General features: G+C 49.3%; 24 protein-coding genes and 1 tRNA gene. 20 read left to right on the top strand and 5 right to left on the bottom strand.

The genetic code is table 11. The annotated features are described in order from the left end of the window. Positions 1–57 precede the first annotated feature (57 nt). From xerD to lysS, 5 genes are all read left to right on the top strand, one after another. Positions 58–954: a site-specific tyrosine recombinase XerD gene (xerD, locus tag OGX86_RS20420; protein ID WP_003825519.1), complete on the top strand. Its 897-nt coding sequence runs from the start codon at positions 58–60 to the stop codon at positions 952–954. 23 nt (positions 955–977) lie between these two features. Then, complete coding sequence (dsbC, locus tag OGX86_RS20415) at positions 978–1,691, top strand: bifunctional protein-disulfide isomerase/oxidoreductase DsbC (RefSeq protein WP_048225463.1); 714 nt, start codon at positions 978–980, stop codon at positions 1,689–1,691. A 5-nt stretch (positions 1,692–1,696) separates the two neighbouring features. Further along, on the top strand, positions 1,697–3,430 hold the full coding sequence (gene recJ / locus OGX86_RS20410; RefSeq protein ID WP_286640573.1) for a single-stranded-DNA-specific exonuclease RecJ: 1,734 nt from the start codon (positions 1,697–1,699) through the stop codon (positions 3,428–3,430). A 91-nt stretch (positions 3,431–3,521) separates the two neighbouring features. After that, positions 3,522–4,620, top strand: a protein-coding gene (gene prfB, locus OGX86_RS20405) for a peptide chain release factor 2 (RefSeq protein WP_100194817.1) whose coding sequence is annotated in 2 segments (ribosomal slippage) — positions 3,522–3,596 and positions 3,598–4,620 — 1,098 coding nt in all. Because the reading frame shifts where the segments join, the coding sequence is not laid out codon by codon here. 9 nt (positions 4,621–4,629) lie between these two features. Beyond that, positions 4,630–6,147: a lysine--tRNA ligase gene (lysS, locus tag OGX86_RS20400; RefSeq protein ID WP_005123357.1), complete on the top strand. Its 1,518-nt coding sequence runs from the start codon at positions 4,630–4,632 to the stop codon at positions 6,145–6,147. 77 nt (positions 6,148–6,224) lie between these two features. On the opposite strand, the gene idi is transcribed toward lysS, so the two are convergent. Further along, positions 6,225–6,779, bottom strand: coding sequence for an isopentenyl-diphosphate Delta-isomerase (gene idi / locus OGX86_RS20395; RefSeq protein WP_048225457.1), 555 nt, complete (start codon positions 6,777–6,779; stop codon positions 6,225–6,227). Positions 6,780–6,945: 166 nt separating this feature from the next. Between idi and actS the strand changes: the two genes are divergently transcribed. From actS to OGX86_RS20375, 4 genes are all read left to right on the top strand, one after another. Next, positions 6,946–7,704 (top strand): amidase activator ActS, encoded by a 759-nt coding sequence (actS, locus tag OGX86_RS20390; RefSeq protein ID WP_020996306.1) that lies wholly within the window; start codon positions 6,946–6,948, stop codon positions 7,702–7,704. Between the two features lie 79 nt (positions 7,705–7,783). Then, positions 7,784–7,857: transfer RNA gene (locus OGX86_RS20385), tRNA-Gly, on the top strand. Positions 7,858–8,411: 554 nt separating this feature from the next. Then, a complete protein-coding gene (locus tag OGX86_RS20380) occupies positions 8,412–8,987 on the top strand; it encodes a hypothetical protein (protein ID WP_198886194.1) in 576 nt (191 codons plus the stop codon). 29 nt (positions 8,988–9,016) lie between these two features. Beyond that, entirely contained in the window at positions 9,017–9,499 is a 483-nt protein-coding gene (locus tag OGX86_RS20375; protein ID WP_198886195.1) for a hypothetical protein, read from the top strand. Between the two features lie 239 nt (positions 9,500–9,738). Here the strand turns inward: OGX86_RS20375 and OGX86_RS20370 are convergent, their stop codons facing one another. Further along, positions 9,739–10,005, bottom strand: coding sequence for a hypothetical protein (locus OGX86_RS20370; RefSeq protein ID WP_199029495.1), 267 nt, complete (start codon positions 10,003–10,005; stop codon positions 9,739–9,741). Between the two features lie 2,436 nt (positions 10,006–12,441). On the opposite strand from OGX86_RS20370, the gene OGX86_RS20365 reads away from it, so the two are divergent. From OGX86_RS20365 to OGX86_RS20330, 8 genes are all read left to right on the top strand, one after another. Then, the gene (locus tag OGX86_RS20365) at positions 12,442–12,870 is read left to right on the top strand and encodes a hypothetical protein (RefSeq protein WP_286640560.1); all 429 of its coding nucleotides are present in this window, start codon (positions 12,442–12,444) and stop codon (positions 12,868–12,870) included. A 286-nt stretch (positions 12,871–13,156) separates the two neighbouring features. After that, the gene (locus tag OGX86_RS20360; protein ID WP_286640558.1) at positions 13,157–14,086 is read left to right on the top strand and encodes a DUF6945 domain-containing protein; all 930 of its coding nucleotides are present in this window, start codon (positions 13,157–13,159) and stop codon (positions 14,084–14,086) included. 15 nt (positions 14,087–14,101) lie between these two features. Beyond that, positions 14,102–14,578 (top strand): hypothetical protein, encoded by a 477-nt coding sequence (locus OGX86_RS20355; protein WP_286640557.1) that lies wholly within the window; start codon positions 14,102–14,104, stop codon positions 14,576–14,578. Positions 14,579–14,692: 114 nt separating this feature from the next. After that, positions 14,693–15,016, top strand: a complete 324-nt coding sequence (locus OGX86_RS20350; RefSeq protein WP_286640555.1) for a hypothetical protein — start codon at positions 14,693–14,695, stop codon at positions 15,014–15,016. Next, positions 15,016–17,154 (top strand): chemotaxis protein, encoded by a 2,139-nt coding sequence (locus OGX86_RS20345; RefSeq protein ID WP_286640553.1) that lies wholly within the window; start codon positions 15,016–15,018, stop codon positions 17,152–17,154. Before OGX86_RS20350 ends, OGX86_RS20345 begins: the two co-directional genes overlap by 1 nt. A gap of 606 nt (positions 17,155–17,760) precedes the next feature. Next, positions 17,761–18,102, top strand: coding sequence for a hypothetical protein (locus OGX86_RS20340; protein WP_047367447.1), 342 nt, complete (start codon positions 17,761–17,763; stop codon positions 18,100–18,102). Positions 18,103–18,117: 15 nt separating this feature from the next. After that, entirely contained in the window at positions 18,118–19,152 is a 1,035-nt protein-coding gene (locus tag OGX86_RS20335) for a major capsid protein (protein ID WP_047367448.1), read from the top strand. Between the two features lie 67 nt (positions 19,153–19,219). After that, positions 19,220–19,432, top strand: coding sequence for a hypothetical protein (locus tag OGX86_RS20330; RefSeq protein ID WP_047367449.1), 213 nt, complete (start codon positions 19,220–19,222; stop codon positions 19,430–19,432). Between the two features lie 24 nt (positions 19,433–19,456). On the opposite strand, the gene OGX86_RS20325 is transcribed toward OGX86_RS20330, so the two are convergent. Then, complete coding sequence (locus OGX86_RS20325; protein WP_000002667.1) at positions 19,457–19,705, bottom strand: hypothetical protein; 249 nt, start codon at positions 19,703–19,705, stop codon at positions 19,457–19,459. A gap of 234 nt (positions 19,706–19,939) precedes the next feature. On the opposite strand from OGX86_RS20325, the gene OGX86_RS20320 reads away from it, so the two are divergent. Then, positions 19,940–20,119 carry a DUF3606 domain-containing protein gene (locus OGX86_RS20320; RefSeq protein ID WP_032968401.1) on the top strand — a complete coding sequence of 60 codons (180 nt, stop codon included), beginning with the start codon at positions 19,940–19,942 and terminating at the stop codon, positions 20,117–20,119. Positions 20,120–20,175: 56 nt separating this feature from the next. Next, positions 20,176–20,454 (top strand): hypothetical protein, encoded by a 279-nt coding sequence (locus tag OGX86_RS20315; RefSeq protein ID WP_072058732.1) that lies wholly within the window; start codon positions 20,176–20,178, stop codon positions 20,452–20,454. Positions 20,455–20,480: 26 nt separating this feature from the next. On the opposite strand, the gene OGX86_RS20310 is transcribed toward OGX86_RS20315, so the two are convergent. Next, positions 20,481–21,677, bottom strand: coding sequence for a tyrosine-type recombinase/integrase (locus OGX86_RS20310; protein WP_286640546.1), 1,197 nt, complete (start codon positions 21,675–21,677; stop codon positions 20,481–20,483). Positions 21,678–21,826: 149 nt separating this feature from the next. Then, the gene (locus OGX86_RS20305; RefSeq protein WP_267437098.1) at positions 21,827–22,363 is read right to left on the bottom strand and encodes a GNAT family N-acetyltransferase; all 537 of its coding nucleotides are present in this window, start codon (positions 22,361–22,363) and stop codon (positions 21,827–21,829) included. Positions 22,364–23,179: 816 nt separating this feature from the next. On the opposite strand from OGX86_RS20305, the gene pgaA reads away from it, so the two are divergent. After that, the gene (gene pgaA / locus OGX86_RS20300; protein ID WP_128317666.1) at positions 23,180–25,642 is read left to right on the top strand and encodes a poly-beta-1,6 N-acetyl-D-glucosamine export porin PgaA; all 2,463 of its coding nucleotides are present in this window, start codon (positions 23,180–23,182) and stop codon (positions 25,640–25,642) included. Positions 25,643–25,649: the final 7 nt, after the last annotated feature.

Genomic DNA, 25,649 nt, shown 5'->3' with positions numbered 1-25,649 from the left:
ATTCTCGGCACAATGAGGCATAATGCATCAAAAATGAGAGTGGAATAAGGGGCGCGAGTGGAACAGGATCTGGCGCGCATCGAGCAGTTTCTTGATGCCCTGTGGCTGGAACGAAATCTGGCGGAAAACACATTAAGTGCGTATCGTCGCGATCTGACCATGCTTGTGGAATGGTTACATCACCGCGGCGCTTCGCTTGCGACCGCGCAAAGTGATGATCTGCAAGCCTTGCTGGCTGAGCGGATGGATGGAGGGTATAAAGCCACCAGTTCCGCACGTTTGCTCAGTGCGACGCGACGTTTTTTTCAGCATCTGTACCGCGAAAAATATCGCGAAGATGACCCCAGCGCCTCGCTTGCATCACCTAAACTTCCGCAGCGCCTGCCTAAAGATCTCAGCGAAGCGCAGGTTGAGCGGCTGCTACAAGCGCCGCTTATTGAGCAACCGCTGGAGCTACGCGACAAAGCCATGCTGGAAGTGCTGTATGCAACAGGCCTGCGCGTGTCTGAACTGGTAGGACTGACGATGAGTGACGTCAGCCTGCGTCAGGGTGTGGTACGGGTGATCGGCAAAGGTAACAAAGAGCGCCTTGTCCCGTTGGGTGAGGAGGCTGTGTACTGGCTGGAAACTTACCTGGAGCATGGGCGTCCATGGTTGCTCAACGGCGTATCGATTGATGTGCTGTTTCCTAGTCAGCGGGCGCAACAGATGACCCGTCAGACCTTCTGGCATCGTATCAAACACTATGCTGTGTTGGCGGGAATCGACAGCGAAAAGCTGTCACCGCACGTCCTGCGGCACGCGTTTGCCACGCATTTGCTCAACCATGGCGCAGACCTGCGCGTGGTGCAGATGCTACTGGGGCATAGCGATCTCTCGACAACGCAGATTTATACTCATGTCGCAACGGAGCGCTTGCGGCAACTACATCAACAGCATCACCCGCGAGCGTGAGTGCTGACAGGATAGGATAGGCTATGAAAAAACGTTTTATGATGTTCACCCTTCTGGCGACGGCGTTTTCCGGCATGGTACATGCAGACGACGCGGCAATTCGTCAGTCATTAGCAAAGCTGGGTGTGCAGAGCACCGAGATTCAACCTGCTCCGGTTGCGGGCATGAAAACCGTACTGACCAATAGCGGCGTGCTGTACGTAACTGAAGACGGTAAACATATTATTCAGGGACCGATGTACGACGTGAGCGGCGCAAGTCCGGTGAATGTCACCAACCAACTGCTGATGAAGCATCTGAACGCGCTGGAAAAAGAGATGATCATCTACAAAGCGCCGCAGGAAAAACACGTCATTACCGTTTTCACCGACATCACTTGTGGTTACTGCCACAAGCTGCATGAAGAGATGAAAGATTACAATGCGTTGGGGATCACCGTTCGTTATCTGGCCTTCCCACGTCAGGGGCTGGACAGCCAGGCTGAGCAGGACATGAAGTCTATCTGGTGTGCTAAGGACAAAAACAAAGCCTTTGATGATGCGATGGCAGGCAAGGGCGTGAAAGCGGCGACCTGTGATGTGGATATCGCTAACCACTATGCGCTGGGCGTACAGTTTGGCGTCAGCGGTACACCGGCGATTGTGCTGAGCAATGGCTATGTCGTACCTGGTTATCAGGGCCCGAAAGAGATGAAAGAATTCCTCGACGCACATGCAAAACAGACCAGCGGTAAATAATTCGCGTGAAACAACAGATACAACTTCGTCGGCGTGAAGCCGACGAGACCGCCGAGCTACCTGATGACTTGCCGCCATTGTTGCGTCGTTTATACGCCAGTCGCGGTGTACGTAGCGCGCAGGAGCTTGAGCGTAGCGTCAAAGGAATGCTGCCGTGGCAGCATTTAAACGGTGTCGAAAAGGCGGTTGAGATCCTCTACAACGCCTTTCGTGCGGGAACTCGCATCATCGTTGTTGGCGATTTCGATGCCGATGGCGCGACCAGCACGGCGCTAAGCATCCTGGCGATGCGCGCGTTGGGCTGCAGTAACGTTGACTACCTGGTGCCAAATCGTTTTGAGGACGGTTATGGTTTAAGCCCGGAAGTCGTTGATCAGGCCCATGCCCGTGGTGCTCAGCTGATTGTCACCGTAGACAACGGCATCTCGTCTCACGCGGGTGTCGAACATGCCAGAACGTTGGGGATCCCGGTCGTTGTGACCGATCACCACCTGCCAGGGGATACGCTGCCGGGCGCGGAGGCGATCATCAATCCTAACCTGCACGACTGTGAGTTCCCGTCGAAATCGCTGGCAGGCGTTGGTGTAGCCTTCTATCTGATGCTGGCGCTGCGCACTTTCCTGCGTGACAAAGGCTGGTTTGATGAGCGAGGCATTGCACCGCCGAACCTGGCGGATTTGCTCGATCTGGTTGCGCTTGGCACGGTGGCGGACGTGGTACCGCTGGATGCCAATAACCGCATTCTGACGTGGCAAGGCTTAAGCCGTATCCGTGCTGGAAAATGCCGCCCTGGTATCAAAGCGCTGCTGGAGATTTCCAATCGCGACCCCCTAAAGCTGGCAGCCAGTGATTTAGGTTTTGCCCTCGGGCCACGGCTGAATGCGGCGGGGCGTCTGGACGATATGTCCGTTGGCGTAGCGCTGTTGCTGTGCGACAACATTGGTGAAGCGCGCGTGCTGGCCAATGAGCTGGACGCACTCAACCAGACGCGCAAAGAAATTGAGCAGGGTATGCAGGCCGAAGCGCTTACCCTGTGTGAAAAGCTGGAACGCAGTAGCGATACGCTTCCGGGCGGCCTGGCAATGTATCATCCCGAGTGGCATCAGGGCGTTGTGGGGATTCTGGCATCGCGCATTAAAGAGCGATTCCATCGTCCGGTGATAGCGTTTGCCCCGGCAGGTGATGGTACTCTCAAAGGCTCCGGGCGTTCGATTCAGGGGCTGCACATGCGTGATGCGCTGGAGCGCCTGGACACCCTTCATCCGGGCATGATCATCAAGTTTGGCGGTCACGCCATGGCGGCGGGGTTATCGCTTGAAGAGGCGCAGTTTGAGCGTTTCCAGCAGCGTTTTGGCGAACTGGTTACCGAGTGGCTGGATCCCGCCTTGCTGCAGGGCGAAGTGGTGTCAGATGGCCCGCTAAGCGCCGCGGAGATGACCATGGAGGTCGCGCAAATGCTGCGTGATGCCGGGCCGTGGGGGCAAATGTTCCCGGAACCGCTGTTTGATGGACATTTCCGTCTCCTTCAGCAGCGTTTGGTGGGGGAGCGTCATCTGAAGGTGATGGTGGAGCCAGTTGGCGGCGGACCTCTGCTGGACGGAATTGCGTTCAACGTTGATACCAGTTGCTGGCCGGACAACGGCGTTCGCGATGTTCAGTTGGCCTATAAACTGGATATTAATGAGTTTCGCGGCAACCGCAGTTTGCAGCTAATAATCGATAATATCTGGCCACTTTAGCGTCACTAATCGCTATAAAAAAGGGCGTGGATTAGTTACAATCCCGCTCTTATCACCGCATTTTGACTAGTCCAATAAAAGAAATCAGACAATGTTTGAAATTAATCCGGTAAATAACCGCATTCAGGACCTCACGGAGCGCTCTGACGTTCTTAGGGGGTATCTTTGACTATGATGCCAAGAAAGAGCGTCTGGAAGAAGTAAACGCCGAGCTGGAACAGCCGGACGTATGGAACGAACCCGAACGCGCGCAGGCGCTGGGTAAAGAGCGTTCTTCTCTTGAAGCCATCGTTGATACGCTCGATCAGATGAGCCAGGGCCTGGAAGATGTCTCCGGCCTGCTGGAACTGGCTGTAGAAGCCGACGACGAAGAAACCTTTAACGAAGCCGTAGCAGAACTCGACACGCTGGAAGATAAACTGGCCCAGCTGGAATTCCGTCGTATGTTCTCCGGTGAATATGACAGCGCAGATTGCTATCTCGATATTCAGGCAGGTTCTGGCGGTACGGAAGCGCAGGACTGGGCAAGCATGCTGATGCGCATGTATCTGCGTTGGGCTGAAGCGCGCGGCTTTAAGACTGAAATTATTGAAGAGTCTGAAGGTGAAGTGGCGGGTATTAAATCCGTAACCATCAGAATTGCTGGCGAATATGCGTACGGTTGGCTGCGTACTGAAACCGGCGTACACCGTCTGGTTCGTAAGAGTCCGTTCGACTCCGGCGGACGTCGCCATACGTCGTTCAGTTCTGCGTTTGTTTATCCGGAAGTTGATGATGATATTGATATCGATATCAACCCGGCGGATCTGCGTATTGACGTTTACCGTGCCTCCGGTGCGGGTGGTCAGCACGTTAACCGTACGGAATCTGCGGTGCGTATTACCCACATCCCGACTGGGATTGTGACGCAGTGTCAGAACGACCGTTCCCAGCACAAGAACAAAGACCAGGCCATGAAGCAGATGAAAGCGAAGCTTTATGAACTGGAAATGCAGAAGAAGAATGCCGAGAAACAGGCGATGGAAGACAACAAGTCAGATATCGGCTGGGGTAGCCAGATTCGTTCTTATGTCCTTGATGACTCCCGCATCAAAGATCTGCGTACCGGGGTTGAAACCCGTAACACGCAGGCGGTGCTGGATGGCAGCCTGGATCAATTTATCGAAGCAAGTTTGAAAGCAGGGTTATGAGGAACCAACATGTCTGAACAACACGTACAGGGCGCTGACGCGGTAGCCGACCTTAACAATGAACTGAAAACGCGCCGTGAGAAGCTGGCGAGCCTGCGTGAGCAGGGGATCCCGTTCCCGAACGATTTCCGTCGCGATCATACCTCAGACCAACTGCATGCTGACTTCGACGCGAAAGAAAACGAAGAGCTGGAAGCGCTGAACATTGAGGTATCCGTTGCTGGCCGTATGATGACCCGTCGTATTATGGGTAAAGCATCATTCGTTACGCTGCAGGACGTTGGCGGCCGTATTCAGCTGTACGTTGCTCGCGATGACCTGCCTGAAGGCGTCTACAACGAGCAGTTCAAAAAATGGGATCTGGGCGATATCCTTGGCGCGAAAGGTAAGTTGTTCAAGACCAAGACCGGTGAGTTGTCTATCCACTGCACCGAACTGCGTCTGCTGACCAAAGCGCTGCGCCCGCTGCCGGACAAATTCCACGGTCTGCAGGATCAGGAAGCGCGCTATCGTCAACGTTACCTGGATCTCATCTCTAACGATGAATCCCGCAATACCTTTAAAGTGCGTTCACAAATTATGGCTGGCATCCGTCAGTTCATGGTGGGTCGCGGCTTTATGGAAGTGGAAACCCCGATGATGCAGGTGATCCCTGGCGGTGCCGCTGCGCGTCCGTTCATCACCCATCATAACGCGCTGGATCTGGATATGTACCTGCGTATCGCGCCGGAACTGTACCTCAAGCGTCTGGTGGTTGGCGGCTTCGAACGCGTATTCGAAATTAACCGTAACTTCCGTAACGAAGGCATCTCTGTTCGCCATAACCCAGAGTTCACCATGATGGAACTCTACATGGCTTATGCGGACTACAAAGATCTGATCGAACTGACCGAATCGCTGTTCCGTACGCTGGCGCAGAACGTTCTGGGAACGACTGAAGTGCCTTACGGTGAAGAAGTCTTCGACTTCGGTAAACCGTTCGAAAAACTGACCATGCGCGAAGCGATTCAGAAATACCGTCCGGAAACCAACATGGCCGATCTGGATAACTTCGACTCTGCAAAAGCGATTGCTGAATCTATCGGCATCAAAGTTGAGAAGAGCTGGGGTCTGGGCCGTATCGTGACCGAGATCTTTGAAGAAGTTGCGGAAGCGCACCTGATTCAACCGACCTTCATTACCGAGTACCCGGCAGAAGTTTCTCCGCTGGCGCGTCGTAATGACGAAAACCCGGAAATCACTGACCGCTTCGAATTCTTCATCGGCGGACGTGAAATCGGTAACGGTTTCAGCGAGCTGAACGATGCGGAAGATCAGGCGCAGCGTTTCCAGGATCAGGTTAACGCTAAAGATGCGGGTGATGACGAAGCAATGTTCTATGACGAAGACTACGTTACCGCTCTGGAACACGGTCTGCCGCCGACTGCGGGTCTGGGCATTGGTATCGACCGTATGGTTATGCTGTTCACCAACAGCCACACTATCCGCGACGTGATCCTGTTCCCGGCGATGCGCCCGGTTAAGTAAGATGTGAAATGCCGGATGGCGGCTGACGCCTTATCCGGCCTACGATTCGTTATGTAGGCCAGATAAGCGTAGCGCCATCAGGCAATAATTTGTTGGCAGTAATTCCGCAACAGCGCACGCGCTTCTTTGTCTGCAACCTGCATTACCATCCACGGGCTAAAAGCCCACGGCGTCGCGTCAATCCCGCTTAAGATATCCTCAAGACTGCTCCACTGGCAATCCATCACTTCATCTGGGTTTAGCTGTAGCGGACTCACGATATGTGCGGCATAAACCGGGCACACTTCGTTTTCCACAATTCCACTCGGGTCTGTAGCGCGATAACGAAAGTCAGCATACACGGGGCTGAGCGAGTCGATGTCTGCACCCAGTTCGAAGCGAGCCCGGCGGACAATAGCGGCTTCGTGGGTTTCACCCAACTGCGGGTGACCACAGACAGAGTTGGTCCAGACGCCAGGCCAGGCTTTTTTGTGCAGCGAGCGGCGGGTGACCAGCAGTTGGCCCAGCTCGTTAAATATCCAGCACGAGAAAGCGGAATGCAGGGGGGTTGTGGCGGTATGCGCCGCATATTTTTCCAGCGTTCCGCAGGGTTGGTCCTGCTCATTCAATAAAATGACATGTTCCTGTCGCATAGCGTCCACCATCAATCTTAAGCATCCATATTATATGCTTAATTAAGTCAGATTGATTAACAGAGGGTGTGAAATGCCAGGGCCGACGGTTCGTTGCGCGATATGATTTGGCATCCGGTTTCTGGCTGCTATGATAAAGCGTCTGAAAATGTTGCGAGGTATTGTTTTGAGTGCAGGACGCCTGAAGAAAAATGGCCTGGGTATCGTGATGTTGCTGTGCGTCGGTCTGCTGTTAGCAGGGTGTTCCGGGAGCAAGTCGTCTGATACAGGAAGTTATTCCGGCTCCGTGTATACCGTGAAGCGGGGGGATACGCTATACCGTATTTCGCGCGCTACCGGGACCAGCGTGAAAGAAATTGCCCGCCTGAATAATATTTCACCGCCCTATACCATTGAAGTAGGGCAAAAACTGAAGGTCAGCGGTGGCGCGAAAACCAGTTCTAACTCTGGCAAAACAACCAAGAAATCCTCAACCAAAACGGCAGCGGTCAGACCGTCTTCGTCCGTACCGCAGTCTTCCTGGCCTCCGGTAGGGCAACGTTGCTGGCTGTGGCCTGCCAGCGGTAAGGTGATCCTGCCTTATTCAACCGCGGACGGCGGCAACAAGGGCATTGATATCTCGGCTGCGCGCGGTACACCGATTTATGCCGCCGGCGCCGGGAAGGTGGTTTACGTCGGTAATCAGCTACGGGGCTATGGTAATCTCATCATGATTAAGCACAGTGAGGACTACATCACTGCGTATGCGCATAATGACACCATGCTGGTGAACAACGGTCAAAACGTGAAGGCCGGGCAGAAAATCGCGACGATGGGCAGCTCGGATGCGACTACGGTGCGGCTGCATTTCCAAATCCGCTACCGGGCGACAGCTATCGATCCGCTGCGTTATTTGCCGCCGCAGGGCAGTAAGCCAAAATGCTGACGGTGATTTAATCGCCAGTCAGTCGGTTAGTCCCTTGCCAAGAAGAGCGTAAGGTTTATAATCCCTTACGCACTTCGATGCGGGCGTAGTTCAATGGTAGAACGAGAGCTTCCCAAGCTCTATACGAGGGTTCGATTCCCTTCGCCCGCTCCATTCTCCTGATAAATCAACAAGTTATGATTTATCAGTTAGTTACGTTGCCCCGCTTTAGCAGGTACAACTTAAACTACCCATTGTTCTACGCCCGCACCTGTCGCGTGATTGGTCTGTGGTACAAGGGAGCATATCATCACGCAGGCGGTGGTTCCAAGTTCTTACCGCGACAGTACAACAACGAACAAAAAGCCGCATACCTGGCATAACTCCCGAACAGATTGATCACACGCATTTAAGCCCGATGTGTGGCCCTATAAGCCACGTAAACAGGTGAATAGTGGTAATGCCCCGGTAGCTACAGATCCGGCTCTGCCAGCGCTTCGCTCACGCTCCGAAAGGTACACGAGCACCCTGATAAGATGTGATCCCTCTGACAATCTGATTTGATCACTGGTGACTTTCGCAAAGCGAAACCAACTAGGTTGGCCTGATGCAGTCGCTATGCTCCGCTTGTTGCTTGTACCACTAACGGGGCTTTATGGCTTCTATTGTCAAAAATCTGGTTCGCTGTAAAATTGAGCATAAAGAATAGCTTAATAAGAAGAATTTCTATGGCATGGTTGAAAGACCTTAGTAAAGACAGCATATCGGGCGTTATCGTTGCACTTGTCACTGGCGGAAGTGGGATCGCCGTCGTTGTGTGGCTATGGAATTACATTAAGCAGTTCTTCCATTGGTTAATGGACATCCTTACCTTCCCAGTAACAATGCCCTTATGGATGCTCCTCATTTTATCGATCTTATTATTGGCAATTTTACCTACTGTCGGATTTGTAATGCGCCGTCGTATTGCAGCGAAAGCTACAGGACAAGAGGGCAGTTTTTTGCATTATACTTCGGATAATATTTATGAAATGATAGTTTCTTGGGAATGGATTAAAGCATTAGGAGATCGCGGATACTCGTTAAGAAATCTTCACATGAGATGCCCTAAATGTGGAGGCCTTCTAAGCCAACACTCCAGCGTTGATTACTATAACTATGTTCCATATCCTATTATCAAGTGTAATTTCAAAGGTTGTGGTTGGAAAATATCTTCAGATATGGAACGATTAAGCTATGGAGAGATGCATACAAGATTAGCAGAAGAGATTGATAGACGTTGTTATCAAAAATTTAGAGGTTAATTTCGAGACTGATAAATTTGGAGTGAAAAATGTCAAAAGAATTACTGTCTATCTTTAGCGCTCTACTCTCCTTCATTGCTCTTATTGTCAGCATAACTGCTCTGTATAACACCTATCGATCAAGGAAAAATGCTGAGCATGAGTCCTTAAGAAAAATGAAAATTGATACAGTGAAAGAACTTCGTGAAGTTGAACTGGTTTATCGTGGAATATGTAGTGATACGGAAGAACTTATCAAGTCTATAGAAATGAGTACAAATATGAACCCTTATGGTAAGAAAGAACTTCTTAAGGGTGTCAGAGATAACCTTGGTTTCTTTACACAAAGTAGACAAGGTGTCACAAATATGCTCTCTAAACTTGATGAGAATTTTATGAGCATCAGCCGCGAAGAAATAGAAAATATTGCTCAATTCACTGCGTTTGAAGCGAATCGTTTAGCCGAGAATGGAAGAATAATTAAAGAACGCTTCAAAAATCTAAAGGAAATGATTGGTAGGGCACCCCATTAGCAAATATTAGGAATTATTTTGATTGTCTGCTGCATCGAACGTTCGGGTATAAGGACTGGTTTGTGATCTAGTCACCAATATGAACAAGTATATGCTGTTTTCGTAAGTACACAGCCTCTTCCCGCCTTCTAACTCTTGTTCGTCGGGATTGCTCTAAATCCGAAAAAGTCAATCTTACAAAAAATTGGGGCGGTTTATCCCTTGAAAAGGAAGGGGCAATAAAGCCCCTTCAGTCTACATTAACCAGCGTGACGGTAGGATTCACGCACACCATCACGATAACCATCAGCAAACGCTGCCTGAGGACTTTTGTGGCGAACGGTTCCCGCCTGGCTATCAGGTAAGGCGGCTAAGTCTACCCAAACTTGCCCTGAGCGAGCCAAGCCTGCACGGTAACCCTGATCGTAAGCGCAGCCGCAACATTTATGGCGACCTTCACCACCTTGATCGTGAGGTAAGCTGATGAAAAGAGTATTGTAACGGTGTGACAGTTTACAAATGGTCATGCAATGCTCCTTATGAGCGTCATTTTATGGTTTACATGATCCTCTTTGCCTGGCACAATCAAGCCGTCAGAAATGAAGGCAAGGCTAAGATTCATACGGGTTTGGCGACTCGTATTGGTCATGCTTTGTAAGCCGGGTTCATGCAAATGAATCCGGTTTTTTTATGCCTAAAATTCAGGCGCAGCACTACATGTGGGGGTGGTCAATCAATGGCGGCCCCACATAGTCGATATTTTAGAGATGATTCTTTTGTGCACAAGGGTTTATTTTGACGTTAAGTTAAGGCTGTGAAAGGGTAAAAAGGCTAAGTCCTCGTACCGTAAGGCCTGGAAGACATGTCAATAATTAAGAAAAAAAATTCAAAATTTGATCGAGTGCTGATTTCTTCAACATGATTTTGAGTATGTGGATTCATGTTACTGGTAACTATGAAAAAAACACACGATTGAGTATTCGTCTCTGGTGCTTAAAATAATCAGGCACGGAACTTTTGGTGATCTGCTAGACCGCCAGCCCAGACTCTCCGTAAAAAACCAGAATGTTCACCAAATATCCTACAGCCGACACTCCCAGCAATGCACTTCATCACTTAATCCCATAGGCCATCACAACATGGAAAATTTGCCACAACAGAGCATTTTACTGTTCGTTTTCTGTTCTATTTAACATAATGGTTCTTATAAGTACTTGACTTAAAGTGTCAGGTATTGCTTTTCGGAGCGTTGATGCGAAGCGGGGTAGACAACAGCGATTTCATCAACAGAAGGAAAGCATTCGGGAGGATTTGAGGTGAGTTCTCTTGTTCAAGGATTTTGGATGAGTTTGGCTGGTCACCACACAATTTTAGGTTTCAGGCCTTTGAAGTTGCCAGTGCATCAAATGCCATAAAAGCACATTTTTCTATTCGCAGCAGACACAAGGCTACTACGGCGACGTTACCACAACGGGCTGAAGGTCTGCCATCACCTGGTGATATTCACCGAGCCAGGCCGCCACTGCTTCGTACCATTTCCCACAACAATGTAAACAGCCAACCCACCAAGCCATCATGCGCTTCACCAGAAGCCCGTAACGGCGTCATCTCCACACAATTGTAAACTGACAGACCGATAGCACAGCGCCACGCTGAGAGGCTTTCACAGGCCTAGAAATGGACGGTTTTTCATTATTTTTTTCGAAGAAAATTAATTTTTTCGGTTTGAGAGGGCGGATCGGTGATTGTGTTTAGCCACACCACGAGTGACAGATCTGCCGAGGCAGCGCCATTACTAGCTTTGTTGTATACCTTACACCATAACGGTTATCACATCTCACAAGCTAGCCAGTGACATCACGACGCATTTACGGCGAAATGCCAGCGATTAAAGTTGAATTTTCCGGCATTTATTTACAGCTTGGCGAGGCGCACCATCCCCAAGGATGAACTGATTAAGAAGCGACCAACCCCTGCCAAAAACGTAGGGGGAGGGGTGACAAAAACGACCTACGATATAATAAAGAACTAGATAATAAAGATAAAAAACCTAAAACACGATCTTTATAAAAAAGCTAACGGCAAGGCCGCATAGCGGTGAGCGTTATCGTTCATCACTTCGTGACCGGATCGCGAGGTGTCGTCTGTCAGAGGGGCTTTTAGCAAAGTTTGTACATGGCTTTTAGCAAAGTTTGTACATGAATCAATAACAAAGTAATAATCATTACAAAGTAACTTCAAAACCTCAAACCCACGTACAAAGTTAGTACATGAATCACTATAAAGAAGAAAACCAGAAGACAGATTGAACATGCGTTCAATTGTTGGTCGTGTTGATGTTATGTGAACGGCTCCGCCACTTCAGATATGTGTGTGGTAAGAAGCTCTCTTCGATGACGTAAACAGACCCGTCATCTCGTGACCTTCTAACCTCCCATAGCCCATCACGACAACCGGTTGCTGTTCTGTGTGTCGGGTTACCCAATGGCTCTGCCAGCATGTGTGGAAGACAAGCGCAAGCGCGTCAGTCCAATGTGAACGACTGCGATGCAGTCAGGAGCTTTAAACGCGACGTAACTCCCCCCTTGGAGGGGCGGCGCTCCCCCCTCAGACTTCACAGGAGGCTCACAGAGCGCATCAGACACACTACACGGCGTTTAAACGGTGGAGGTAACCCATAGGTACTGCCTACGGCCTAGAATCGCTTAGAACGCATCATAGGAGATTTATGTAACCCTGAATTATTTACCACCTTAAATAAGAATGCAATACACATAATTACACTCAGCACAAATTGCTAATGACATTGTGTGTTGCTTTATGGAATTATGCGGTCCAGCCTAAAAGGTTGCTACCACACTTTTATATATAATGCAATAAGAGACTTGACAAAAAGTGTGATTTATGACATAATATATTCATACCTTGAGAAAAGGAAACATTAAAACAACATAGGAGATTAGATGACAAAACCAGTCCTGTTCGACTTTTCGAACGCTACCGCCTCAGAGATTGTTTCTGCAATCGACAACAAAATCACTTCTTTAGTGAATCTTCGCAGTTTCAGAACCCGCGTTGGCGGTTCCAGGAAAGCAGACAAACTATACCCGGCAACTCGTGAAGCCATGAATATCATCAAAGGTCTGCGTCAGCAGGCTAAGAATGCAAAAATCATCCGGGATATCCTGAAGCCTTACAGCCATGAGTTGGCAAAAGGCCGTGATGTTATGGAAATCATTGAACCTGTGCTTTCTGCTTGGCGTGTCTATTACGCCTCCCACGGCATCGGTCTGATGAATGAGCAGATCCTTCTGCTTAAGATGATTGAGTCTGGTGGTGAACTCGAAGGCATTACCGGAAAAGCCATTCCCGAACTGACCGCAACCGAATAACCATTCTCTTCTTTACTCCGTTGGCAGCAACGCCACCAAACGAAATCGCCGAAACACGGCTTCTTACTCCTGATCGCCATCCGCGATAGCAGGAGCGATAACTTTTATGCATTCGGAGGGAACTTGAAGCTGTCACTAGACGATGAAACATATGCAATTTTACGCGAAGAGTCGGATCGGTTGGGAATGCCAGTTCCCAGGATGATCCGGAACATGTGCCAGAACTTGGCGAAACACATTCAGAAACGCAACGAACTACCACAGACGAACCCACAGGGAGAACAACATGAGCCAGAACGAGACAGAAAACACTGAGAAATACGCTTTTTTCTATAAGCGCTTGCTGCATTCCACGCACATCGTGCGCCAGGACACAGGGGAAGAAATTGAAATCCCTGATTGCATTGAAACATTGCATGGTTACATGCGTGACCAGTACGAGAGCTATAAGGATCGCGGAAAGCCGTTTTTTGAATCGCAAGAGAGCATGGGCCGTAAGTTTAAAGGGCGTGATCGCCGCTGGATTGCTGCCAGGATTGAGGTTTTAAACAGACTCGGCTTGGTTAAATCTCAGGAGCAGGAGCGTGATTCCTACGGTCACAAACGTTTTCACCATACAGTGATCCCTTTAGAAGAAGTATCCGACAACCTCCTTTTCTACGGCCCTGAATCGATCAGTGGTGGGCCACTGGCTGAAGGAATGCTCATTCGCACATTAGAGAAGAAGAAGCCGCGCGGAACGCCTAAAAAGAAAAAAGCAGAACAGCCAAAAATCGAGGAGAGCGAAAATGGCGTACAGCAACAAAATCACGAACAACCTACTACTGTGGCTTCTGAGACTGCCGCGCCTGCTGCTGGAAAGCCAGACGGCGTACCTCCTGTGGATGCTCCTGTCGATGCTGATGTACCTGCCAATGATGATTCATCACTGAATGATCAGCCTGATAAAGGCAGCAATGATAATGGCAGGCCTGCTTGGTTCCGTGCTCCGTTTAAAGGTAATGGTGACTTAGTTCCTGAGGCGAAAGCATGGGCGCGTTCACGAGGTGCAACGTCTGAAGAAGAGGAGAAGCATGAGATATGGAGAGCGCTGGAGATTATAAACCCGCTCTTTGATAGTCAATCCGAACCACAACCACAACCATCTGCCCCTTCAACAGCCTCTGACGAAGAAGAAACAGAAGAAGAGGAAGAATCAGAAGAATATCCGTTTTAACAATTGGAGGAACAATTGTGTGAACACGTTAGCGGTGAACTGACCGCACATGAAGAACAAAAGCTATCCCGCCTGTTCTCCCTTCTGGAGAAACCGACATATAAATCCCGGTCCAAACCTTCCGACGTGGAAACACAACGTAAAGCACGTTTGCTATTGAATCGTGGGCTTTCACTGCAAATTGTCGCTAATACACTAGATCTTCCGTTTGCTGAAGTCTGGCGGCTCGCACGACAAAAACAAGCGGTGACCTGGGCGATGATGACACCGACAACCCGGACAGAATTTGTCCGTGAAATGTGGGTTAGTAGGATGCATCCTGAGCAGATCCGCAAGCGTTGCGATGGTCTGTCATACGTCAGCCTTCGATATTACCTGCATAACGCCGGGATCACTGACGCTGAAATGTTGGGTTACTACCCAGACGTATTCGCGAATATCTGCAAGCTGCCGACAGTGAAGAAGAAGCGCACTAAACGTAAATCCAAATAATCCCACATCGGGAGCCAATGAACTTTGATTACATCTTTTTCCTGCTTTGGATCTGGGTGGCGCTTCGTCACGTCCTGATCGGCGGGAGCATCCTTCTCTGGAGATACTATAAAAATGACCACAATAAAAGACCGGATTTTCGCCGCCATGCATGGCATGACACCGGAGGAATACGAACTCCAAAAAGCGCGGGACAATCTGAAGAGCGTCACCGATAACTTTCTAGATCAACATCCGAAGTTGCTCAAATCAGCCTCGTCTGACACCCCCACCAAACGGATTAAAAAATCGTTGGGTGCTGATAGTCGTTCGGTTGTCTCACATACCGCTGACCATATCGATCCTGAAATACTGGCGAAGGCTAAAGCAGCGGCTGCTGCTCTCGCAAAATCCGATCCTGATCGATACGGCAATATCATCAAGCAGCAGGGGGTGTAATGAGTGGGACCAATAAGATTGTTACCAGCACCGTTAATGAAATCTCGTGGATCACAGACGATGCCTCATATCAAAAAGCCAAAAAGAAGATAATTTCTCTTAAGGCTGCTCACGAGAAACCCGCTAAAGCGCTTGAGAAGGCACAGAAGCGTACCGCCCAGAGTGAAGGCAAAGCAGTACTAGCAGCAGCGAAAGCCCAGACTGCGAAACTTCGACAGGCTGAACAATTGTCAAAACAGCAACAGAAACAAGCTCAGATACAAGCCAAAATGGAGCGGGACGCAATCGCCCACGCCAATAAAATGACCTCATTACAGGCTCGCCAGTTATCCCAACAGGAACAGGCAGCACGTCAGAATGCCCGTTTAGCAGCAATATCTGAAAAGGTGAGACAGGCGAGTCGCTCCCGCGCGATGACCTACAACCCCAACATGGGCGGTCAACATTACGATCCCGGTCTTGTTTCTCGCCAGACTGAAGCAATGAACCGTGGTCACGGGGCTGTTGCTGCTGACATCGCAGCCACCAAAAAGGCGATGGCCCTGGAGGAGAAGCGCCAGCGTGAGAAAGAGGCAGGACTTAAGCGTGAGGTGACTTATTACAACAGTTTGCGCCGTAGCGCTCTGACTCTGGCAAACGTGAACGGCGCTGACGTTGCAACCCGTTATAAAGCGATCAGTGCAGCAAAAGAGGCACTCAAAGCCCAGAAAGAAGAGCGCTATACGGTCGAAGAGACCCGCTTCGAAATGGCTCGTATCACCACAGAATTACGCAAGCAGGCTCGTTTGCAACAACGTATTACCCGTGAGCAGAAAGCCGCAGGTGTTCGTGCTGGTCGTGTACGCACAGAGGGCGGGAATGCCAGTCTTGCTGCCGCTGGAGTTATTGGTGGTGCGGCGTTAGTAGGTAGTATGGGCGTTTCTCGTGTCGGTCAGACCCTCCAGGGAAGCCTTGAGCGTTCTCGCGATGTGAAAAAACTCCAGCAGTACGGTATCAGCAACCTTGAGTTCGCTGCACTTCAGGATCTCTCGATGAGCCGTGTTGGTTACTCACTGAGTGCTGACAAGCTGGCTGACCTCAACAAGGACACAACCGAAAAGGCCGGGGAATTGCTGAACACCGGCTCTTTCAAACGTAACAAGAAAACTGGACAGGTGAATTTCAGCGGCGGTGGCGAGTTCGCAGATATCATCAACAACGTGCTGACCTCCACCAACGGCAACCAGAAGGTAGCACAGAAGGTGATCGGAGAACTGCAAAAGCTGGATTTTCCGACCTTCATCACTTACCTGAAACAGTTGCAGAAAACTTTCAAATGGACGAACAACCAGACCCGGCACTTGGCTGAGGCTGTAAATGATGGTTCGGTCTTCCTCGAAGTGTTCAATGATGAGGGGCAGGGACTTATCCAGCGTATGCATCAACTCGCTTCTGAAGGATGGACGCTATCTGATGCACAGCAGGCCAACCTTGATAAGCTGGCAGCTTTGGGGGCTGAGTACAACCGAGTACAAACCAGCCTTGCGGATCACTTCTCAGCCTCGTTTGTTGAAGGCCTGGGGCAGTACGCTGCCAATACTGACACTCTACGTCAGAATATGACTGGACTGATCCCAATTTCCGATGCCCTCGGCGTTGCCCTTGGTGAGCTAACCACCAACATTCTCTCCTTCGCTGGTCGAGTTGGTGAAGAACTCAAGAAAGGTGCGACACTGCCGGATGCGGTTTATACGAGCGTGGTAGATGATTCAGCAAACGGTGCTGCCGATTGGATTAAGGAAAAGACAGGCTTTGATCCTCGAAGCATCGGTCAAACGCTCAAACAGATTTACCCGTGGCTGGATAGTTCCGCTTCGAGCAGTATCGGCTCAGGCACGGCGTATAACGTTCCAGCGCTAGCGTTGAATGTTCCTGGCCTGAACTATCTAACACCCCAGCAACCAACGTTCACGGTTCCGACAATTGATAGCATGACGCAGCGACAACCGATCCCTGTCAGTGTGACCGGACAGGCTGAGATTAAACTCTCACCGCTTGATGTTAACGTTAATGATGGTGCGATTAATGGTCTGATTGATACAAAGCTGAGGAGCTATGAGCAGGCACAGAACAACATGATCCTTGGTATTGCTCAATGATGAAACAGAGGGCGGCGAATTCGTCGCCTCTATCTCAACACCACAATGCGCATGTATCAAATTTAGCGACAAATCAAATACTTCTCGTGAAATTTGTTGCAAATGATAATCGTTCATGTTAAAATAATTGCATAGGGTGATGATTTAAATTGTATGTGCGTACAACAGCCGTTGTCATTCCTTCTCCTTACTTAGAGTGCCTGTGTGAACTCCGTGCGGGCCTTTTCTAAAGTACATCCAATGACCTGCACTCTCACAGAAAGGCTACGCCATAGCCGCTGGGTGTACTCCAGAAAAGAAAGATTCGCCTTAGGGCGTACAAAATCTAGGCCTCTGGTCTGGATTTGCCATTAAACCCGGCTCTCCTCCGGTCATCAGCCATGATGCAAACTGGCTCAGGTGTTCAGCGTTTGAGGCTCCTTACCTCTTGGATGGCGCTGATCACCTCCTCATTCCTACCAGTGAAATTCACACCGGGCCTCTCTCCGTCCGGTTTTCTTTTTCATCGGAACAATTCGAAAGGCTGGCCCTGTCGCCGTTTACGGCTCAAGCAGGCGCTGGCCTTTTGTTTACATAGCTATGTGAAATTTAACGGGAGTTAATAATATGAAAATGGGAACAACTGAACGTTCTTACAATGACGTGATCGCGTATGCAGCCGATCCGAATTTTGACCGCAAGACTATTACTGTCGATCTGGCTGTAGAAGTCCAGCCGGGTAGTTGCATTACCAGCGCTGGGGCTGCTTATGTCTCTGGTGATGACTGCCTGCTGGTCCTGAGCCACCACAGGGCAGAAGATGCTGCTCATATCATCGTTGCTGATCGCGGGATTTACATCAAACAAGACACCATCGTCGCTGTTATGGGCGCTACCGCTGCCGCCAATGCTATTGCAGCACTCACCAAAACGGGCGCAATCCGTACCAGCGCACCGGACGAAGAATAATAAGGAGAAGACAACATGGGACTATCAACCAATTTCAGCTACGCGGATTACACCAACACCTTTGTGAACATGGATGCAAAGAACACTTTGCTGTCCACGCTTAATGTTTTCAGTGATCGTCAGACTTCTGCAAGTCCGAAGGTGAGCCTCGATATCATTGATGAAGTCGCTCAGAAGGTGGCAAGCTCTGTTAATCGTTACGGCTCTGAGTGGTCCAGCATTCCTAAGCGTAGCGCCAGCAATCACCTGATTGAAGCTCCGCTTTATGCTTTTCAGGACCGTATTACAGCGGCAGACGTGCAACCATATCGCAAACCAGGCTCCGACCTGCAAATGTCTGTAATGGATGCGGTGACTTCTTCTGCTGTCGCAATGCACGATAAGTACATGCGTACCCGTGAGCGGATTTTTGCTGATGCGCTTTTTCGTAATACCGTCGAAGCGACCTACACCCAGCAGCCGATCATTTCCTGGGAAGATGAATTTGGATACCAACAGGCAACTGGGACAATCAAAACCAACGTTAGCTCTGGTGACCCACTTCGCAGCCTCGATGATGCTGTAACCGCCGCTAAAGTGCGTATGGGGGGCCTTGCTGGTCAGCTTGATGGATTTATCCTGTTTGCAGGTAGCAATGTTTTTCGCGGCATTAAGTATCACCCAGACGTACGCCAGAATGTTCAGTTCGGTGTGCTTGATCGTGATGTTCTGTTTAACAAAGAAGTGCTTCCTGCGTTCTCAACATTCATTATTGAAAATGTCCGAGTGGTGGAAGTAACGGACCAAAATCTTTATGGAATTGGTCCGGATGAATCCTTCCTAGTTCCACGTTTCAGCCGCCCACTGTCCTCTGATATTGCTCTACCTTTCGGTTATGTAGCAACGGCTACCAGCCGCAATCTTGATCTGGCATTTGCTGATCCGGTTGATTTCCGTATCTGGAGCGTACAGGACAAGTTTAAGAACGTGGAGCTATTCGCGGAAAGCTCAATCTTGCCTGTGGTGTACCGTCCAGACTTTGTGACCAAACTGGCGAACGACGCAGCTTAATGATCAGTAGCAGTTATTGGGGACGCATTGTCCCCGCTGCTGGCGAGGCAAAGAAGAGGAGATACATATGAAATTAGCTTTGATCGGTACTGGCAACATGCCGCTGATGCAGTGGATTCTAGATGGCAGGGGCGATGATTCGATCATCAACATGTCAGCGTTAGCACGCAGGCTTGAGTGTAGTCGTTCCAGCCTACTGGACCGCATCCATACGTATGGATTGGACAGCGCTATCAGGTACTACCTGAGCGAACAGCGACAACGAAAACTGAAAACATGAGAGCCGGGTTAATCCCGGCTTTTTTTAGCGCTTTTTATTCGATTGAGAAACAACCGAACCAGCTAAGGTTTTAGTAACCTCGCTTGAGCGTGGGTTTTTCAATGCTGCTGATGCTTTGGCTTCCATGTTCGCGCCAGTTTGATTTTTTGTTCCTGCTTGTGATAGCACTGAACCCGCTAAACTTTTCTGAATCGCAGAGGCGTTTGGGTTGTTTAGAGTCTCTGCTGCCAGATGAGCTACATCTTTCGAGGATTGCTTATCATTGTTCGCCATTTCAACACCTATTCACGGGATGGATGTTTGGATATATTGTATTTCTTATATTAATAAACACAATATGTAGTGGTTATGATAGAAGCGAAGCGGCAAAGTTAGCAAGCTCGGAAAAAATTATTTACTGGTTTTATGACCAGTGTCAATTGTTTGATAACTGACCGTTTACGAAGCGGCAGAGGAGTCATATAAGTAGTGTGCAGGTATAAGCCTGTATCACGAGGAATCAGTAAAATGGCTGATGATAAGACCAAAATTGGTACACCTGACAATGATTTAATAAGTATCAAACAGGATTACGAAAGACGTGATTGGGCTAAAAAGTTCGGCGTTAGTGAGGCTAAACTTATTCAAGCTGTTCAAGCCGTAGGTCATTCGGCTAAAAAAGTGCAGGCTTGGCTTAAAGACCATTGAAATATGAGCGCCTTACGGGGCGCTTTATTTTTTTATTGTCCTTTGGGAGAAAGTTAATGGCTAATAACTTATTTATTACCTATGATCTTATAAAAGATAAGGATTACACGGCTGTTCATGCTGCCATTAAAACGCTGGGTAACTGGGCAAAGGCGACAGAATCTAACTGGTATGTCAATAGTGGCTATTCTGCTGAAAATGCAGCGAAGATAGTCAAGGCTGCAATGGATAATGATGATAGATTAATTGTTGTGGATGCAACAAATAATAATGCTTATTGGTATAATCTTCCTGATGAAGTTTCTGCTCGTATTCAAGCTGAATGGCCACAATAATATAAGGGGGGCAGCCCCCCTTTAATCTATAGAGCATGATAATACACACACTCAACATATTTGGCTAACTCTCTCATACCTGCGCCCTTGCTATATGTCCTGAATGCTTCAGTTTTGGCCTTCTGTTCAGTATGCCCGGTGATAGCACCTATGCGCTGTTCTGGTACGCCTGCTCTGTCTAAGCATGTGATGAACATCCCGCGCAAGCTGTGGAAACATTGCCTATCTGTAGCTGTAGGCAAGACGCTATCACGCAGCCGGGTAAATTTTTGGCTGTACCACGGACCGCGTTTGCCATCCTTCCGGATGATGTTATTTGACTGCGCCAAAAGATATGCACCGCCGTTTTGCGCCAGATGCTTATCAATAATCCCCATCAGTAGCGAGTGGATCGGAACATATCGCACCCCGGCGACAGTTTTAGACTTGCTGACGAAGAAACACCGCACACCCTCCATCATCACAATCTCATCCCGCTTGATGCTGGCTATCTCATCAAGTCGCATTCCAGAGTACAGGCCGATCAAAATGACATCACGTAGAACGTCATCGGCTTCTCCGATAAGGGATTGTAACTGTTCAGGTTCAAACGGCTGATAACTCTCTATCGTACGACGTGCTTCAAGGTTATGACCGTGAAAAGGGTTGCTGTCAGGTATCGCGTCGTAGCGGCGTTTGGCGAACTCGTACAGACTCCCCAAAGATGTTAGCCAGTTCTGCACGGTTTGAGGTGCTGCCTTTTTCTGTTGGCCTTCGATGAAATCAGTAACGGTTCTGCGTCCGATCTTGTTCAACCCAATATCAACTTTACCGATACTCTGAAGAAAAACTTCTACGGCTCGCGCGGATTTGCTGAGTGTGGAGAATGCCCGACGTTCACTATAAACCGTCATGTATTCATCACGTATGACCGCCAGCGTTGGGATCGGAGATACTGCTACAGGCGCATTCTTTGCCTGTTTTATTGTGGTATGGAGTGTGGTGATCGCATTCTGGATGCGAATGTCTTCCCGATCAGGATTCAACAGGGCTTTCAGGTTGTTGAACTCAATCAACATGTGATTTCTGAAGTGGCGAGCCTTAACTATGTCCTTTGTCCCTGTGGATTTTCGCCAGGCTCGCTTATTACCGAACAGATGACGCATGTACGCAGGTACAAAGACCTGAAAGATCCATACGCCCGAATGACTTTGAAAAAGATACTGATTGTTCTTGATAGACATGATTTTGATCCTCTAAAATCACGCCATCAGGTACAGCCATATGTACAATGTCGGGATGGAGTAACGAGAGCTTCCCAAGCTCTATACGAGGGTTCGATTCCCTTCGCCCGCTCCAAAAATTCTCTCCCTGTAGTTAATCCTTAAAAACGTTAGATAGCGACACCGGAATCCGGTGGCAGCGTGCTGTTACCTTCACCCAGATTACGTTGTAGCAATACCGTGTCGAGCCATAGCCCATGTTTGAAGCCAATGTTTTTCAGTGTGCCGATTTGCGTAAATCCGGCCTGCTGATGGACTTTTAACGATCCCTGATTATTGCTGTCGCCGACGATGGCAATCAGTTGCCGATAACCCTGTGCTTCAGCCCAGCCAATCACATGACGCAGTAAGGCTTTTCCTAAACCCTGACGCTGAGCCGTTGGAGCAATATAAATCGAATCCTCAAGGGTATAGCGGTAGGCATAGCGCTCGCGGTAGCGGGTGAGGTAGCAATACCCGATGACCTTATCTTCCTGCAGAGCGACGACCCACGGCAGCCCGAGGCTGCGGATTTTTTCCAGACGAGCAAGCATCTCGTGTGCATCCGGCGGGTCGGTTTCAAAGCTGCCGGTACCGTGAAGAACATGATGTGCATAGATATCGCGTATGGCGAGGATGTGCTTTTCTTCTGCGTTAACGATTTTCATTGACCAGCTCCCATTGGCGTCTTTGCCCAGATTACCTGAAAGACTGAGGGGAAGGTAAGTGCAAAAAATTATGCTTCTATCAGTTGCTTGTAATGCAAATAGGCTTTCATATTGTAAGGGGAAATAATTGATTGTGGTTGATATTGTCAATAGTACGCAAGGTTGGTTAATACATTAACAGGTAGAGTAATACACAATTATTCACGCACGTATTTGATTGAGTTTCCAAATACCAATTATGGTAGGTTTCGAAAAATGATAAATAAAGTTGTTTGATTTCAACGCATTGTTACTGTATCTAATTCTTCTTGCGCCTGTACCCTTATTTTCATTTCATTGGCCCTGTTTGAGCCCTAAAAATTAAGTTATATTTTGTTGTTAGCAGAGAGCCTATTATCAGATTTTTCTCTATTCACCTCTCAAAATAGTTACCATGCAAACAGTTGCGCGGTGTAGCTATGCTAACCAGCAATAGTAAGCATCGTCACATGATGTCACCGGGCAAACTTTGTTTAAATCCAGAATTCAATCCCAAGAGTATTAGGATTATTTAGTCTAAAATACTTTTTTGCCTAAGACTTTTCTTATTGCGTAGCCACGAACTACATGGAGTGATAAAATTCCCGAGTTTATGCCCCCTGTCCAACGATTAGAGGACGCGGTGCGGGTAGTCAATAAGACGAAAGAATTAATTGCTTCATAACCCTATTACGAAATAAGCGGCAGTGCATCTTACATGGTCGGCAACTGTCAGGGATTGACCGTAACTTATTGAAAACGCTTATTTTTACTCTGATGTAAGATATAAGGGCAGATATGTTCAGTATGCGTCGACATGCCAACTTCATTAAACGTTTTAAGTCTGTAAGCTGTTTATTTACGGCAAGCATTCTTTTCCCTATGCAAATCTCTGCTGCGGTATCAGATTATGATGCTTTGGTTATTGAAGCGCGGGAAGGGAATAGTGCGCCGCTATTGCGCTACCTTGAGGATCAGGGAAAGAAAAGTGCGCTAACGCCAAATCAGGTTGCCGACTGGTTGCAAGTTTCTGGTTGGGTCGATAACAACGATAAAACAACCATTGAAATCTGGCAGCGGTATCGTGGGCAGATGGATGTGCCTGCGCGCGGCAAAGTCGCCGTTGCACGTGCGTACCGTAACCAGAAAAACTGGAATGATTCATTGGCGGTGTGGGAAAGCGTTTTACAGGAAGAGCCTGATAACGTGGATGTACGCACCGGCTGGATAATGACGTTGGCGGATGCGCGCTACAACCAACAAGCCCTTACTGAAGCGAATAAATGGGCGCAGGCGCATCCGGGCGCAGACTCCGACGCACTGCTTGCCTACGTATATCATTCTCAGGGGAAAAACTGGGATGCACTGTTGGTTGCCAGCCAGGCGGATGATGTTGATCCAGGCAACAAAAATGCAAAATCCACGCTGCTATCTGCGCTGTCGGCGAACCGCGTTTCCGGACCCGCTTTAAATATGGCGGAGGTCGTTCCCACGGCTGATCCAGTGAAGCGCCGTCTTGAGCTTGATGCGGCGGCTGAAATGGTACGCTCCTCCTATACGTCCGCACGTAATGAAGAAGAACGGTTTATCGTGGCCGATAAAGCGCTGGCCCGTTATGACCAGTTGCTGGCGGCCTGGAAAGATGAGCCGTCTGCGCAGAATGATGTCCGTCGGGCGAGAATTGACCGTATGGGTGCCCTGTTGGTGCGTAAGCGTACTGCCGAAGTGATTGATGAGTATGAATCCCTTTCTGCAAGCGGCGAAGTACCAAACTATGCAAAACGCTGGGTGGCATCAGCATGGTTAAGCGAACGCCAGCCGGAAAAAACCGAAGCGATGCTGGCGAGCATCTACTACCCGAATGGACCTATCCCGGTGACGCCGCTCAGTCCTGAGGATCAACAAGATCTGTTCTACGCGCACATTGATAATGAAAACTTCGATGCTGCCAAAAAACAAGTCGATGATTTGATCAAAGAGAGTCCGTATCTGCGGCGTATCTATGGCTCGCCAACGCCGCAGCCTAACGATAACTGGCTGCTCGGACAGTCGCTACTGACGCAATATCATATCGCTGCCAATGAACTGCCAGAGGCAGAAAAGCTCGCAGAGCATCTGGCACGAACAGGCTCTGGTAACCAGGGATTGCGCATATCTTATGCCTCTGTGCTTGAAGCGCGTGGATTGCCGCATGCGGCGGAGAAAGAGCTTAAGCTGGCGGAAGTCATTGAGCCAAGCAACCTGGAGCTGGAACGTCAGCAGGCTTACGTTGCACTGGATCTTCAGGAGTGGAAACAGGCAGATGAACTGACGGATGACGTTATTGCCCGTAGCCCGGATGATGAAGCGACGCTGCGCCTCGCGCGTATTCGTGATGTCCACAAAATGTCGGAAGTGCGTATTAGCGGAACGCAGGGGATCTCGTCCGATAGCCCGGTCAGCGGTAAGAATGACTTCAACATCAACACGGCTATTTACAGTCCGCCGATTAATGACAACTGGCGACTGTTTACCGGATTCAACTTTGCTACTGGTGAATTTGAGGAAGGGAAGGGCATCAGCCGCGATCTGGCGGCGGGTGCAGAATGGACTTCCCGCGATTACTGGGCGGAAATGGAAGTGTCTGGCCGAAATTATGGCGATGGTCAGAAGATTGGCGGGCGTCTATCCGGCTGGCATGACTTCAATGACAACTGGCGCGTTGGTGGGTCGGCCGAGCGTCTTTCGCGCAACACGCCACTGCGCGCGCTGCGTAGCGGCGTGTATGCCAACGGCGGCGATATGTTTGTTCGCTGGTATCAAAACGAACGACGTGAATATCAACTATCGTTTGCCGCATCACATTTCTCGGACGGTAACGATCGCATCGAATATGGACTCAGCGGAAAAGAGCGCATGTGGACCACGCCGCGCTTCACGCTGGACTTTACGCCGGGTATCGGCGGGAGCACCAACACCAAAGAAAATGTTCCGTATTACAACCCGAAGAGTGATTTTTCGGTTGTCCCTGGCCTGAGCGCAGAGCAGGTTCTTTACCGCCACTATGATACCGTCTGGACGCAGCAAGGTCTGGCTGGCGTAGGTGGCTACTGGCAGCAAGGTGAAGATGCAGGCGCTATCGTCCAGGTGGGATACGGCCAACGGCTTAAATGGAACAACGTCGTAGACGGCGGGGTGATGCTGATTTGGGATAAACGCCCCTATGACGGTAAACGTGAGCGGAATATCTCCCTCGCTTTCGATTTAAATGTCAGGTTTTAAGGATTGT

This window comes from Citrobacter sp. Cpo040 (assembly GCF_030332915.1).
Taxonomy (GTDB): Bacteria; Pseudomonadota; Gammaproteobacteria; order Enterobacterales; family Enterobacteriaceae; genus Citrobacter; species Citrobacter portucalensis.
This window is presented reverse-complemented; position numbering and strand designations above follow the sequence as displayed.

Bases quoted from the DNA above. Each gene is read 5' to 3' on its own strand.
- dsbC (WP_048225463.1), top strand. From the start codon at position 978: ATGAAAAAACGTTTTATGATGTTCACCCTTCTGGCGACGGCGTTTTCC.
- lysS (WP_005123357.1), top strand. From the start codon at position 4,630: ATGTCTGAACAACACGTACAGGGCGCTGACGCGGTAGCCGACCTTAAC.
- idi (WP_048225457.1), bottom strand. From the start codon at position 6,779: ATGCGACAGGAACATGTCATTTTATTGAATGAGCAGGACCAACCCTGC.
- OGX86_RS20380 (WP_198886194.1), top strand. From the start codon at position 8,412: ATGGCATGGTTGAAAGACCTTAGTAAAGACAGCATATCGGGCGTTATC.
- OGX86_RS20375 (WP_198886195.1), top strand. From the start codon at position 9,017: ATGTCAAAAGAATTACTGTCTATCTTTAGCGCTCTACTCTCCTTCATT.
- OGX86_RS20370 (WP_199029495.1), bottom strand. From the start codon at position 10,005: ATGACCATTTGTAAACTGTCACACCGTTACAATACTCTTTTCATCAGC.
- OGX86_RS20365 (WP_286640560.1), top strand. From the start codon at position 12,442: ATGACAAAACCAGTCCTGTTCGACTTTTCGAACGCTACCGCCTCAGAG.
- OGX86_RS20360 (WP_286640558.1), top strand. From the start codon at position 13,157: ATGAGCCAGAACGAGACAGAAAACACTGAGAAATACGCTTTTTTCTAT.
- OGX86_RS20350 (WP_286640555.1), top strand. From the start codon at position 14,693: ATGACCACAATAAAAGACCGGATTTTCGCCGCCATGCATGGCATGACA.
- OGX86_RS20345 (WP_286640553.1), top strand. From the start codon at position 15,016: ATGAGTGGGACCAATAAGATTGTTACCAGCACCGTTAATGAAATCTCG.
- OGX86_RS20340 (WP_047367447.1), top strand. From the start codon at position 17,761: ATGAAAATGGGAACAACTGAACGTTCTTACAATGACGTGATCGCGTAT.
- OGX86_RS20335 (WP_047367448.1), top strand. From the start codon at position 18,118: ATGGGACTATCAACCAATTTCAGCTACGCGGATTACACCAACACCTTT.
- OGX86_RS20330 (WP_047367449.1), top strand. From the start codon at position 19,220: ATGAAATTAGCTTTGATCGGTACTGGCAACATGCCGCTGATGCAGTGG.
- OGX86_RS20325 (WP_000002667.1), bottom strand. From the start codon at position 19,705: ATGGCGAACAATGATAAGCAATCCTCGAAAGATGTAGCTCATCTGGCA.
- OGX86_RS20320 (WP_032968401.1), top strand. From the start codon at position 19,940: ATGGCTGATGATAAGACCAAAATTGGTACACCTGACAATGATTTAATA.
- OGX86_RS20315 (WP_072058732.1), top strand. From the start codon at position 20,176: ATGGCTAATAACTTATTTATTACCTATGATCTTATAAAAGATAAGGAT.
- OGX86_RS20310 (WP_286640546.1), bottom strand. From the start codon at position 21,677: ATGTCTATCAAGAACAATCAGTATCTTTTTCAAAGTCATTCGGGCGTA.
- OGX86_RS20305 (WP_267437098.1), bottom strand. From the start codon at position 22,363: ATGAAAATCGTTAACGCAGAAGAAAAGCACATCCTCGCCATACGCGAT.
- pgaA (WP_128317666.1), top strand. From the start codon at position 23,180: ATGTTCAGTATGCGTCGACATGCCAACTTCATTAAACGTTTTAAGTCT.